The 12,747-nt window shown below is 38.7% G+C and carries 12 protein-coding genes; 2 read left to right on the top strand and 10 right to left on the bottom strand.

The genetic code is table 11. The annotated features are described in order from the left end of the window. Positions 1-34: 34 nt before the first annotated feature. Positions 35-772, bottom strand: a complete 738-nt coding sequence (locus ACTS4L_RS00205; protein ID WP_440616629.1) for a helix-turn-helix transcriptional regulator — start codon at positions 770-772, stop codon at positions 35-37. A gap of 222 nt (positions 773-994) precedes the next feature. Between ACTS4L_RS00205 and htpG the strand changes: the two genes are divergently transcribed. Together htpG and ACTS4L_RS00195 are read left to right on the top strand one after the other, a co-directional pair. Beyond that, positions 995-2,887 carry a molecular chaperone HtpG gene (htpG, locus tag ACTS4L_RS00200; protein ID WP_440616627.1) on the top strand — a complete coding sequence of 631 codons (1,893 nt, stop codon included), beginning with the start codon at positions 995-997 and terminating at the stop codon, positions 2,885-2,887. A gap of 289 nt (positions 2,888-3,176) precedes the next feature. Further along, the gene (locus ACTS4L_RS00195) at positions 3,177-3,758 is read left to right on the top strand and encodes a cysteine hydrolase family protein (protein ID WP_440616625.1); all 582 of its coding nucleotides are present in this window, start codon (positions 3,177-3,179) and stop codon (positions 3,756-3,758) included. Here ACTS4L_RS00195 and ACTS4L_RS00190 read toward each other — a convergent pair. From ACTS4L_RS00190 to ACTS4L_RS00150, 9 genes are all read right to left on the bottom strand, one after another. Next, positions 3,755-4,105: a histidine triad nucleotide-binding protein gene (locus ACTS4L_RS00190; RefSeq protein ID WP_440616624.1), complete on the bottom strand. Its 351-nt coding sequence runs from the start codon at positions 4,103-4,105 to the stop codon at positions 3,755-3,757. The two genes, ACTS4L_RS00195 and ACTS4L_RS00190, sit on opposite strands and share 4 nt — an antisense overlap. 4 nt (positions 4,106-4,109) lie before the next feature. Then, a complete protein-coding gene (gene ubiB / locus ACTS4L_RS00185; protein WP_440616623.1) occupies positions 4,110-5,774 on the bottom strand; it encodes a ubiquinone biosynthesis regulatory protein kinase UbiB in 1,665 nt (554 codons plus the stop codon). After that, positions 5,767-6,387: an SCP2 sterol-binding domain-containing protein gene (locus ACTS4L_RS00180; RefSeq protein WP_440616622.1), complete on the bottom strand. Its 621-nt coding sequence runs from the start codon at positions 6,385-6,387 to the stop codon at positions 5,767-5,769. Before ACTS4L_RS00180 ends, ubiB begins: the two co-directional genes overlap by 8 nt. Positions 6,388-6,396: 9 nt before the next feature. Next, a complete protein-coding gene (gene ubiE, locus ACTS4L_RS00175) occupies positions 6,397-7,155 on the bottom strand; it encodes a bifunctional demethylmenaquinone methyltransferase/2-methoxy-6-polyprenyl-1,4-benzoquinol methylase UbiE (protein ID WP_440616620.1) in 759 nt (252 codons plus the stop codon). A 123-nt stretch (positions 7,156-7,278) separates the two neighbouring features. Then, a complete protein-coding gene (locus tag ACTS4L_RS00170) occupies positions 7,279-8,826 on the bottom strand; it encodes an AAA family ATPase (protein WP_440616619.1) in 1,548 nt (515 codons plus the stop codon). A gap of 292 nt (positions 8,827-9,118) precedes the next feature. Further along, positions 9,119-9,988 (bottom strand): outer membrane beta-barrel protein, encoded by an 870-nt coding sequence (locus ACTS4L_RS00165; protein ID WP_440616618.1) that lies wholly within the window; start codon positions 9,986-9,988, stop codon positions 9,119-9,121. A gap of 251 nt (positions 9,989-10,239) precedes the next feature. Next, the gene (locus tag ACTS4L_RS00160) at positions 10,240-10,440 is read right to left on the bottom strand and encodes a DUF378 domain-containing protein (protein WP_440616616.1); all 201 of its coding nucleotides are present in this window, start codon (positions 10,438-10,440) and stop codon (positions 10,240-10,242) included. A 107-nt stretch (positions 10,441-10,547) separates the two neighbouring features. Next, complete coding sequence (gene rimO / locus ACTS4L_RS00155; protein ID WP_440616614.1) at positions 10,548-11,885, bottom strand: 30S ribosomal protein S12 methylthiotransferase RimO; 1,338 nt, start codon at positions 11,883-11,885, stop codon at positions 10,548-10,550. 21 nt (positions 11,886-11,906) lie between these two features. Then, positions 11,907-12,722, bottom strand: coding sequence for a carbon-nitrogen hydrolase family protein (locus ACTS4L_RS00150; RefSeq protein ID WP_440616613.1), 816 nt, complete (start codon positions 12,720-12,722; stop codon positions 11,907-11,909). Positions 12,723-12,747 lie beyond the last annotated feature (25 nt).

The following is a 12,747-nucleotide window of genomic DNA, read 5'->3' as shown; positions in this document are numbered from 1 at the left end:
CAACTACGCTCAGGGAACGAATGGATCCCAATAATTACCTCTGTAATGCGCCTAAATCATGATAGATTTTTTTACGATGGGAAAATGCTTTTCTTGCTCGAGCACCCAAAGTCTCATTAATATCTTCTACAGTTGTGGCATACTCAATGATTTTATGATCTTTGATTTTTCCTTGCTGATAGAACCATTCAGCTACGGTTGTCCATCGCCATAGTGGACTTTTATTGCTAATTTTCAAAATTGGTTTGGGGAAAGTGTTATTACCCCTCTTGCCCAGAATGTATAGCGATAGCGCTTGCTTACTTAATGAAACCCGACTTGCAATATCAGTTGAGTTGACAAGGTGTTCTGGCGCAACACTACTTACAGAAGCATTAATTTGAGCTGATTCAATATCTTTAATTGCGGAAAGAATTGCGTGTTCAAAGCTTACATCTTCTCGGTCAAAATCAAGATATACAGTGCCATTTTTAAAATTAATAATAGCGTCGTCACAACCTGCCTCAAATAAGGCATCTTCCAAGTTAGGTGTATTTTCATCGACTCCCTGAAGGATAAGTGTAAATTCATAAGTTTCAGCCATTTTATTCTCCTTGATGCTCACAGTTATCAACGACTCTTCTAATTTGTTTTGCATGATTCTCAGCACTACGAGGTGTTGACCATATACTGATTGAGTGACCATCTCTGCTTTCAAGTGGGCATAATAATCGACCCCAAGCATGTGCAGAGCTCCCGCTAGATTGATAGCGCCATCCCCTAACTTCAGCATATTTGACGGCTTTCTCAATTTCTTTATTAGGGTGCTTAGGTCTCATGCATTTGCGTGGTTAATCAGAGTATTTTGGATTATAGTTCACTGTTGACCTATGTCAACAGATAAAGATGCACTTATAATTTGAATTTAGGTTAAATTATTCCTTGAAATATCTTTTTTAACGCCCATTTGTTTGCGGTCGAGTTTTAAATAAAGCAAATCAAAATAGGAGCGAACATGTCCGAAAAGCAAGTTTTTGACTTTCAAACGGAAGTAAAACAATTATTACATTTGGTGATCCATTCACTGTATTCAAACCGTGAAATTTTCTTAAGAGAGCTTATTTCTAACGCGTCAGATGCAGCAGAAAAGCTGCGTTTTGAAGCATTAAGCAATGCTGATATTTTTGAAAATGATGCCGATTTAAAGGTGCGTGTTTCTTTTGATAAAGACGCAAAAACGATTACGATTGCCGATAATGGTATTGGTATGACACGCGATGAAGTGATTGAGCATTTAGGTACAATTGCAAAATCAGGCACTAAGAAATTCTTAGAGGCATTAAGTGGTGATCAGAGTAAAGATTCGCAATTGATTGGTCAGTTTGGTGTTGGTTTTTATTCTGCGTATATCGTTGCTGATAAAGTCACTGTAAATACACGTAAAGCGGGTGTTGAAGCTTCACAAGGTGTGCGCTGGGAGTCTAAAGCAGATGGCTCATTTAGCGTTGAAGATATTACTAAAGAAGCGCGTGGTACTGAGATTGTACTGCATCTTAAAGATGAAGAGCATGATTTGCTTGATGACTTTAAATTGCGTCAAATCGTTAAGAAATATTCGGATCACATCTCATTACCTATTCAAATGTTTAAAACTGAGCATGATGAAGAAGGTAAAGAAAAAGAAACGAAAGAATGGGAAACGATTAACAAGGCAAAAGCCTTGTGGACGCGCTCTAAGTCTGAAATTACCGATGAAGAATACAAAGAGTTTTATAAGCATATTTCACATGATTTCACCGATCCATTAACTTGGTCGCACAATAAGGTCGAAGGCAATCTTGAATATACCAGTTTATTATATTTGCCAGAGCGCGCGCCATTTGATTTATGGGATCGCGAGCGTAAATCTGGTTTGCAGCTTTACGTACAACGCGTATTTATTATGGAGAATGAGCATTTACTGCCATCATATTTACGTTTCGTTAAAGGTGTCATTGATTCAAATGATTTGCCATTGAATATCTCACGTGAGATTTTGCAACACAATAAAGTCATTGATAAGATCAAAAAAGCGACTGCTAAGAAAGTCCTAGATATGCTCGATAAAATGGCAAAAGATGATAAAGAGCAGTATGAAAAATTCTGGAAGGCATTTGGACAGGTGTTGAAAGAAGCGCCTGCTGAAGATCATGAGAATAAAGATAAAATTGCCAAATTATTACGCTTTGCCTCAACGCACAAAGATACTGCTGAGCAAGATGTGTCATTGGCTGATTATGTGTCACGTATGAAGGAAGATCAGAAGTTTATCTATTATGTGACGGCTGAGAGCTTTAATGCAGCGAAGAATAACCCACAATTAGAAGTGTTCCGCAAGAAAGGCATTGAAGTCTTGCTTTTAAGCGATCGCGTCGATGAATGGATGACATCACATTTATCTGAATTTGATGGTAAGACGTTAAAATCAGTTGCTAAAGGTGATTTAGATCTTGGTGATTTGGATTCCGAGGAAGAGAAAAAACAGCAAGAAGAAACACAAAAAGAGTTTGAAAGCATTATTAAGCAAATGAAAGAAGTGCTTAAAGACAAAGTCGAAGATGTGCGCCTTTCTAAGCGTTTGACCAATTCGCCAAGCTGTATCGTTGTTAACGATTATGGTATGAGCATGCATTTGCAAAAAATGATGGCAGATGCTGGGCAAATGATGATGCCAGGCATGGGTGGTAAGCCGATTCTTGAGATCAATGCTGAGCATAAGCTAGTGAAGCACTTGCAGCAAGAGCAAGATGATGCACAGTTTGCTGACTGGACAGATCTTTTATATCAACAAGCCTTGTTGGTTGAAGGTGCTCAGCTTGAAGATCCAGCAAATTTTGTAGGCTTAGTTAATAAATACTTAGCGGTATAATCGTACTTTTTGATAAGGGATTTTGTGCCTTGGATGGCTATAATCTTTAAAGTTTCTATAAAGCTATTTAGTTTTTATCATTAGCGATTTAATATTACTTGGGATTATACTAAGTGATGTTGAGTCATGTTGTTGTAAAGCATGGGCTTGTTAATATGAACGTTGGCTGAGCAAAGTCGAAGCCGTTACACTTTTATATTCTCCATTAGAGTAATATTTTGAGGAAGTTAAATATGAGCTATTACTCATTAAATCTAAATGAAATATCATAAAACTTAAGGAGTTTTTTATGCAAAATACATTGGTTTTAATTGCCGATTTTATTAATGAAATCGTCGATCCAAAAGGTGCTTTTGGTGCGCATAATGCAGCACGTATTATCGAAGATAAAACAATGGAAAAGGCGAATGAAGTGATTGCTTGGGCGCGCAAGCATAACGTGTTAGTTGCGCATGTTAAAGTAGGTTTTGAAGCAAATTACCCAGAATGTCCTAAGCATTCACCGATGTTCGGTAAGGCGCCAGAATACGGCGTATTAAAACTGGAAACATGGGGAACTGAATTTCACGAAAAAATGGATGTTGAGCCTCAAGATGTCATTGTTACTAAGCATCGCGTGAGTGCGCTATACGGTACTAATTTGGAACCTGTACTAAGAGCCAATAAAATTGAACGTGTTATTATCTGTGGCGTATCAACGACTTATGTAGTTGAAGCGACAGCTCGCGAGTTGCATGATCGTGACTATCAAGTGGTTGTTGTTGCTGATGCCTGTAATGCTGCAACCAAAGAGTCGCATGAAGCAAGTTTGAGTGCTTTATCGCGTCTGGCGCAAATCACCACAACGGCTGAGTTCATCAAAGAAAACTAAGTATGCAGCAGCGCATCTTTTTTGGTAAAGCGTCCACCTAATATATGGTAATGTAGGTGATTAACAGTTTGCCCGCCTGCTTTGCCTGTATTTACCAAAGTCTTAAAGCCTGCTTTAAGCCCTAATGTTTGTGCAATCTTAGGGATCGCTAGATTGATTTTACCAACAAGAGAAATGTCCTCATCTTCAAGATGATTTAAGCTATCAATGTGTTTTTTAGGCACAACAAGCACATGGACTTCAGCTACCGGAAAAGCATCATGAAATGCTAAAATATCAGCATCTTCATAGACTTTATTTGATTTAATTTCACCAGTGATAATCTTACAAAAAATACAATCACTCATCGATTTAGTCCTTTTGTTTTGAGAAAAAAGCGTATAGTAATAGCGCCACACCAACGCCACCAACAACAGCAAAATGTTTGTCTATAAATTGATGCAAGGTGTTTAATAGCTCGCCCTGAACACCTGAGATAATACCAAGTGCAGTTAGTGAAATACCAAATCCAATCATAACGCCATGGCGTTTAGAGTGCTTGACCTGTTTGCTTTGATCTGGTGATGCTAAGCTATCATGCTTAGCTTGATTGACTTGAGCACTTAATAAGTCAAACAATAGCTCAGGCACATCAGGTAAACGCTCACTCAAATCAGGGATGCTTGCCATAGAGCGTTTGACAAATCCTTGCCAACCGACACGCGTTTTCATCCATTTCTCTAAAAATGGCTTAGCCGTTGCCCATAAGTTAAGCTCAGGATACAAATCACGTCCTAAGCCTTCAATGTTTAATAAAGTCTTTTGTAATAGGACTAATTGCGGTTGCACAGACATATTAAAGCGTCTAGCGACTTGAAATAAACGCATTAAGGTATAGCCAAATGAAATATCAGCTAATGGTTTCTCAAAAATAGGCTCGCATACTGTACGGATCGCTGATTCTAGCTCATCGACACGGGTGTCATAAGGAACCCAACCTGATTCGATATGCAGTTCGGCTACTTTTTTATAATCACGATTAAAAAAGGCGAGGAAATTACCAGCAAGATAATGCTGATCTTCACGAGTCAGCGTACCAACGATGCCAAAATCAATCGATATATATTTAGGGTCTTGCGGTTTGGTTGCATCGATAAAAATATTACCCGGATGCATGTCGGCGTGAAAAAAACAATCACGGAAAACTTGCGTGTAAAATATTTCAACTCCACGCTCAGCTAAGAGTTTAAGATCGGTGTTGAGTGACTTTAATGTATTAATATCAGAGACAGGAATTCCCTTTATCTTCTCAATAGTTAATACATTGCTGCGGCAATATTGCCAATAAACTTCGGGTACGTAATGGATGTGGCTATCCTTGAAATTGCGTTTTAATTGTGAGGCATTGGCAGCCTCGCGTTGCAAATCCAGCTCATCAAGAAGATTGCGACTAATTTCAGCCACGACTTCAACAGGACGCAAACGCCGAGTTGCCGGCACATAACGCTCAAGCATATGTGCAAGCGTTTTTAACAGTTCTGTATCCTGCACTAATACTTTTTCGATATTCGGACGCAAGACTTTGACCACAACTTCTTGACCAGTGGCAAGGGTGGCACTGTGAACCTGAGCAATCGATGCCGATGCCAAAGGGGTAATATCAAATTGTGCAAAGGCGTCACTAATGGGTTGTTGCAATGCCTTTTCAATGACTTTACGTGCATATTCGCCCGAAAATGGCGGGACCTTGTCTTGTAGCTTGGCAAGTTCATTCGCAAGATCATGCGGCAATAAATCGCGACGTGTTGACAGTGCTTGCCCAAACTTGATAAAGATGGGTCCCAAAGTCTCCAGTGCTAAACGTAAGCGAGTACCGCGATCAAGCTTATTGCGTGCAAACCAATAATAGGGGTTAAAGATAAGCGTGATTTTAAGTATGCGCAATAAGGGTAAATCCGCCAGCATCGTGGTGACGTTATATTTGTTTAATACGTAACCAATACAAATCAGGCGTAGCCACTTTTTAAGTTTAGTCATGCAGATCACCGTTAGTATCAAGGTGGCGATCTATTTTGGCAGTAATGCGCTCTAGATCCTGTTTTAGCAGCTGAATGTCACTGAAAAAGTCCTCTACTTCCTCTTTGCATGGAAAAAACTCTTTTTCATATTGAATATATTCTCTGAACTCATGCGGCAGGCGCTCTTTACTTGTCATAAACCATGCTTTAATAGCATCAAGCGGTTTAGCTAAAAAAGAATTCAGTGAAGTCGTTTGACCTGAAGTGAGCGTGAAGATCAGATCAGGACGAATCGCTTTGAAAAAATCGCGATAACACTCAAGCACATGCATATCCCCAATAAATGTCGCTTCACCCTGTTGAATATAGCTCTGTGGATGTTGACTTAATGCCATTGTGATTAATGTGCCTGAATTTGCCGTAAGTAGATTTTGTGTATTGGTGATTTCAGCTAATGCAAATATAAGCTTATCTTCACTTGACTCAAAGCAAAAACATAAATTAAGATCATTAATAGCAATATAAAGAGGCTGATTGTTCAGCTGCTGGAGTAAATAGGTTCTCTGCGGATCTAAGCTAAGCACTTTATCGAGTATAAAATTGATAGATTTAATGATCATCTGCTCATTCATGTGATCACCTTAATATTTAATGCCCATATGTAGGGCAACAACGCCACCGGTCATATTCTGATAGTTTACCTTATCAAAGCCGGCATTTAGCATCATCTCTTTTAGCGTTTCCTGATCTGGGTGCTTGCGAATCGATTCTGCAAGATAACGATAACTATCGGCATCTTGGGCAATAACTTGTCCCATAAACGGTAAAACCTTAAAAGAGTATTGATCATAAATCTCACTTAATAATGGCAGGATCGGTTTTGAAAACTCAAGTACCAACAGACGACCACCTGGTTTTAATACGCGCTGCATTGAGGCTAATGCCGCATCTTTATCAGTAACATTTCTAAGACCAAATGAAATTGTGATACAGTCAAATGTATTATCGGCAAAGGGTAAGCTCTCAGCATTAGCCTGAACATATTCGATATTGCCAACACAGCCGCGGTTGGTTAGCTTTTCACGACCAACATTGAGCATTGATGCATTGATGTCACTTAATATTACTTTGCCATGATCACCGACTTTTTGAGTAAATTGATAAGCTAAGTCACCCGTACCACCTGCCAAATCAAGGATTTTTTGCCCCATTTTGACTGAGGCTTTCTGAATGGCGATTTTCTTCCATAAACGATGTACACCAAACGACATCACATCATTCATAATGTCATACTTTGCCGCTACCGAATGGAATACATCGGCAACCTTTTGTTGTTTGTCTTCCCAGTTGACTTCTTCAAAGCCAAAATGCGTGGTTTGATCGTGTGGTTTCTTATGCATAAAATTAATGAGCAAAGCTTATTATTACTAGGCAGTATATACCCATAATAAGCTATTTTACAGCGTTTCTTGGCTTGCTATTGTGTGCTAGGGTTATTGTCCATGCCAAAGCTTTGATTATCTTTAAATAACCTCAAAACCATTGATTGTCCGTAAATTATAGTCAAATGAAATACCCACTTGATAGATTGGCAGTTCAAGATGGGTAAATTTCAATGCATAGTTTTTATCGATAATCTGCTGTACAGCCTTAGCGGCTAAGTCCTCACCTTGACTGACCTTAAACTCAAAAATAATGATCTTTTTACCCGTGATAATAATCGACATATCAATACGACCTTCAGAGGTGTGGTCTTCTAATTTAACGTCATAACCAAGGGCAGCAAAATAGCTATAAATAATCGCGCAATAATAACCTTCATAGCGATGTAAGGGTGTTTTGGTATAGTAGTCATAGGGAATGCTACTGTAAAAGCTTTGAATGGCTTTGGCGAATTGATCCCAATCATCGCTTAATAGCGCACGGTTAATGGCAAGCTGATTGGCGGTGGCATCCTCCTGAGTAATCCCAATTTTGGTCAGTTGTCTGTTTAGGGCTGTTTTCACTTCAAAATTTGGGTAGCCTAAACGATACCAAAGATCTTGACCAAAATAAAATTGCTCTTTTATCGTTAGATAACCACTTTGCAGCATTAATGCCGCAATTGGAATATTGTTAACATCAATGCTATTTAACGCATCAGGCGTTGCTTCATAATTCTCAAGCTCAGGAATTATGTCGCGGCGTTTACTAATGAGCTTGATTAAAAAAGTGGGTGTGCCAGTTTCAAACCAATAGCTTTGATATTGTTGATTCCTGAAAAACAGCAAGATATCAAAAGGGTTATAGACTTTTTGTTTTTCAGAACCTGCGAAATTATAGCCGTTGTACCAGGCTTTAAGTTTAGCAAGATCAACATTGTGTAGATAGTCATCAAAAGTTTTTTCTAACTCATCTTGCGTATAACCACATAGATCTGCAAATCGTGCTTGGAAGGAGATGTCTTCCAAATTGTTTAAGCCACTAAACAAGCTGACTTTGGAAAATTTAGACACTCCGGTTAAAAAAACAAAGCGTAAACACGCATCGTTGTCTTTGATCACGCTATAAAGTCCTTTGAGGATCTCACGGTTGCGTAGTGCCTTATCGGATTCGCTAATGACATCGAGAATGGGTTTATCGTACTCATCAACTAAGAATACAACGCGTTGATTATACTTATGTTTTAATGCTTTGATTAATGCGTCAAATTGAGCACTGTACTCTAAGTCTGGGAGCTCAACTTCATAAGCCTTGGCGGTATTAAGTAACGTTTGGTCAATGATTTCTAGCAGGGTTTTTTCGCTATTGATTGCCTTAGAGCCACCAAAGCTAAAGTGAATCACGGGAAATACTTCATTGAAATCCCACTTATCTTCAATGTATAAGCCTTTAAACAGCTCATACTTGCCAAGAAACAGCTGCTTTAATGTGTCAATAGTCAGACTCTTACCAAAGCGTCGTGGACGAGATAAAAAGTAATAGGCATTTTGCTCAATTAAATTAAGTAGATGCTTGGTTTTATCAACATAAATCATATTGGGTTGACGCATTTTCTCAAGGGTTGAGTAGCCAATCGGTAAGTTTTTCATGCGTTATTATGTCTTTAAGTAAAGCCATTACTGACATAGAGTGTAGCAAAGAACGCATGACTTAGGAATAGTCATAGCTATGCAAATAGTCAGTCAACACAAGATGAGCAAGCAACACGTACCGATTTCTTTTTAGCGCCTGCGGTTGGTGTGGCTTATACGTTAAGTCAAAACTTTGCTTTAACCGCAAATTATCGCAATATTATCCGAGCAAAAACCAGCGGAATCATGAATTTATTCGATATTGGATTCGTGCATTATTTCTAGTGGTGTTAATTAATCCCTTGAAGCGTTAGAAAATATAAGAAACGCCCACTTGGAAAGAATTCACAGATAGCACTTTTGAGTTTGAGAAAAGGTGATCATACTCAAGGTTTAAACCGATACCATTAGTAAATAGATAACCGACCTCGGTGCCAATACGCGGAGCTATGCTATTGCCAATGCTATTTGTTGGCTGACCAGACGGTGTTGATTGACTGTTTTTAACATAAGCAACCCCAGCCTTACCCGTAATATTAAAGCCAGATTGGAATAAATATTTGGCTCTAAGCATCGCATTAATATTCCAGCTCTTATAATCCACCGAATCTTTTGATACTTTGCCATCATAGTTAAGCCCGAGTTCAAAACCAGCAAGGAATCCTTTAGTGAAATGCCAGTCATAACCAGCCTTTAAACCACCTGATGCTGAATTACCTTTGCTGCCAATATTGGACATCCCAACAGTGGCACCCATAAAGAATCCAGCAAACTCATAAGGCAAAATTCTTGGTGAAGGCGTTACTTTGCTATAGTTAAACTGATCAGAGAAACTAAGGTCATAGATAAGCTTCTTGGTGCGCGGGTTATAGATCTTAACATGTGTTGATGGCTGATTAATGACAACATAGCCCTGATCCCATGAAATAATTGGCGCGTCACCATCACTTAGCTGATCCACGAGAATCAACGGCATATTATTGCTTGTCACCGTTGGTGGAAATTTAATATAGGTTTTACCTTGGTCAACAAAACCCAACATCGGTTTATAAGTCGAATCTGAGGAGACCGTTTTGACATCAAAATTAAAATTTGTCGAAGGGAGAGAGACATCATCAGCCAATGCTGCGCCCAAGCACGAAGTCATTAACAATGAAGTAACAATGCTTTTTTTCCACATAATAAGATAGCTTCCATATCGCATAATTTTCTAGAGTATATACCCATCACAAACCATTTTACAGAATTTTTTGCTTTGTATTTTGCGTGCTTTTGGCAAGTTGCATTTTGATAATAGACCTAGCTATTATCTGCAATCCAACTTGCCAAAATCTTCACAAACTACTTCACAACCAAACACCGCAAAATGATTTACAATGGGTATAGACACAATAGATAATGAGCTCAAACGGATTATGCAGAATTTCAGAATTATTTGGTTTTATAAATTTGCTTCAACAGACTTAAGCAGTACAACGACGCAAGACCAATAATCACATAAGCGATTTTTTGCCACGTTGGTGAACCATGAAAAATACTCGTAACAATATTGAAACTAAAGACTGATGACATAAACCAGTTAAAGCCACCGATAATTGTCAGCAGCATCAATAGTGTATTTAAAAAGCGCATGATGTCTCCTTATAACGTTTATTAATAAAAACAAGTAGGTTTTTGTTTTGAAAACAACCTGCTTGCGATTTTAGTTCAATTACTAGAGAAAGAACAGTGCTTCATTGCTAATCCATTTTTAGCCTTGCAAATAAATCATGCTCATTAGCAGCAAAAATTTCAACGTTTACGAATACACCTTTGGCAATACCTTTATGATGATTAATATCTTTAATAATGACAACACCATCAACTTCTGGCGCATCGTACTGTGTGCGTGCTAATGCAATATTCTCATCATGACGAATTTCATCAATAATAACTTTCTGAATAGTTCCAACATGGCGTTGTAAACGTTTAGTGCTGATTTTTGATTGCACTACCATAAAGCGTTCAAGACGCTGCTGTTTAACATCTTCTGGCACAAGATCAGGTAAATCATTGGCTTTAGCACCTTCAACTTCAGAGTAAGTAAAACAGCCCACGCGATCAAGCTCAGCTTCTTCTAAGAAATTTAATAACGTCATAAAATCTTCTTCAGTTTCCCCTGGAAAGCCTACGATAAATGTACTACGAATGGTAAGCTCGGGACAAATCGCACGCCAACGTTTGATTGCTTCAAGCGTGTTTGTTGCATTTGCCGGGCGCTTCATTAGTTTTAAAATGCGTGGTGAGGCATGTTGAAAAGGGATATCCAAATAGGGTGCGATTTTACCTTCAGCCATTAACGAGATCACTTTATCAACATGCGGGTAAGGATAGACATAATGCATGCGAATCCAAACATCTAACGTTGATAAGGCGCGCGCTAAATCAATAAAACGACTTTGGTAAGTTTCATCATTCCACTTGGCTTCAGCATATTTGATATCCACGCCATAAGCACTAGTATCTTGCGAGATGACCAAAAGCTCTTTGACTCCTGCATTAACAAGGCGTTTTGCTTCAAGCATAACATCATCAAGCTTTCGTGAGCTTAGCTTGCCACGAATATCGGGAATAATGCAGAAAGTACAGCTGTTATTACATCCTTCAGAAATTTTAAGATACGCGTAATGCCTTGGTGTCAACTTGATGCCTTGAGCAGGAACCAGTGAGGTAAAGTCATGATGTTCAATCGGTAGGTTATCATGCACGGCTTTGACAAGATTTTCATAATCCTGTGGACCTGAAATGCCCAAAACCTTGGGGTACTTCTCACGAATCATATCTGACTTTTTACCCAAACAGCCAGTCACTAAAACTTTGCCATTTTCATCAAGAGCCTCACCTATCGCCTCAAGCGACTCTTCAATAGCAGAGTTTAGAAAGCCGCAGGTATTTACCACCACCAAATCGGCATGACTATAATCGGCAGCAATTTCATAACCGTCGGTTTTTAATTTTGTAATAATACGTTCAGAATCAACTAAATTTTTAGGGCAGCCTAAGCTGACAAAACCAATTTTTGGAATGGTTACCTGCATATAAATACCTTTAGGTTAATGTTACCTGCGGTATTGTAACTGGAATGGATTTTGGTCAAAACAAATATTTTTAAAATATTTTGTATCAATCTCGGCATAGAGTAATTGCTCTCCCATCTCGACGCGCTCTATAAGTTGTCCATTGTGATCAATAACCATACTATTACCATAGAAGAGTAAATCGGCATCTTCATGAATGCCGCTTTGATTGGCAGCAAGGATCATACTACTATTCTCAAGTGCACGTGCTTTAATAAGTGTCGTCCAAGCGTGTGCACCCATATCCTGAGTGAACGCCGCACTTATTGCAAAAATATCGGCACCTTGTTTCTTCAAATAGCGAAAGACTTCGGGTAAAAACAAATCATATGTCGAAATTAAACCAATATTGGCAAACGGTGTTTTAATCACTTTAACCATTTCACCATATTCTTGATCTTGAAGTAAGCTGTGCGTCCATTGAAAGGCGCAAGGTAAGGTGGGTGCCAAATGATAATAGACTTCATATAAATCACCAACGCTATTATAAACGACACTTGCTAAATAGTATTTTTCTTTGCTGTATTCCGACACAATGGGAATGCCACTAGCGATAATCCAGATATTATTGTCACGACTTAATTTCTGCAGATAATCTTGAATACGTCCTTCGCCTAGAATCTCTTTGTTGATTTCATAGTCTGATGAGTTCATTGAAAACAGCGCACAGCGATCAGGAAAGATAATCAGTTTAGCTCCACTATCAGCTGCGCGCTCAATCATCCGTTTCAAGCAAAGCAAGTTAACTCCAACTGCCATACATGCATTGATTTGAGCGATTGCAATCTTTGTCATCATATCCCTGCTGTCCTTTAAGCTATGG

Origin of the sequence: Cysteiniphilum sp. 19S12-1, assembly GCF_052030685.1 — a bacterium.
GTDB lineage: Bacteria > Pseudomonadota > Gammaproteobacteria > Francisellales > Francisellaceae > Caedibacter.
Note: the sequence above shows the minus strand (reverse complement) of the source record. Positions and strands in the feature narration are given on the sequence as shown.

Bases quoted from the DNA above. Each gene is read 5' to 3' on its own strand.
- ACTS4L_RS00205 (WP_440616629.1), bottom strand. From the start codon at position 772: ATGCTGAAGTTAGGGGATGGCGCTATCAATCTAGCGGGAGCTCTGCAC.
- htpG (WP_440616627.1), top strand. From the start codon at position 995: ATGTCCGAAAAGCAAGTTTTTGACTTTCAAACGGAAGTAAAACAATTA.
- ACTS4L_RS00195 (WP_440616625.1), top strand. From the start codon at position 3,177: ATGCAAAATACATTGGTTTTAATTGCCGATTTTATTAATGAAATCGTC.
- ACTS4L_RS00190 (WP_440616624.1), bottom strand. From the start codon at position 4,105: ATGAGTGATTGTATTTTTTGTAAGATTATCACTGGTGAAATTAAATCA.
- ubiB (WP_440616623.1), bottom strand. From the start codon at position 5,774: ATGACTAAACTTAAAAAGTGGCTACGCCTGATTTGTATTGGTTACGTA.
- ACTS4L_RS00180 (WP_440616622.1), bottom strand. From the start codon at position 6,387: ATGAATGAGCAGATGATCATTAAATCTATCAATTTTATACTCGATAAA.
- ubiE (WP_440616620.1), bottom strand. From the start codon at position 7,155: ATGCATAAGAAACCACACGATCAAACCACGCATTTTGGCTTTGAAGAA.
- ACTS4L_RS00170 (WP_440616619.1), bottom strand. From the start codon at position 8,826: ATGAAAAACTTACCGATTGGCTACTCAACCCTTGAGAAAATGCGTCAA.
- ACTS4L_RS00165 (WP_440616618.1), bottom strand. From the start codon at position 9,988: ATGTGGAAAAAAAGCATTGTTACTTCATTGTTAATGACTTCGTGCTTG.
- ACTS4L_RS00160 (WP_440616616.1), bottom strand. From the start codon at position 10,440: ATGCGCTTTTTAAATACACTATTGATGCTGCTGACAATTATCGGTGGC.
- rimO (WP_440616614.1), bottom strand. From the start codon at position 11,885: ATGCAGGTAACCATTCCAAAAATTGGTTTTGTCAGCTTAGGCTGCCCT.
- ACTS4L_RS00150 (WP_440616613.1), bottom strand. From the start codon at position 12,722: ATGATGACAAAGATTGCAATCGCTCAAATCAATGCATGTATGGCAGTT.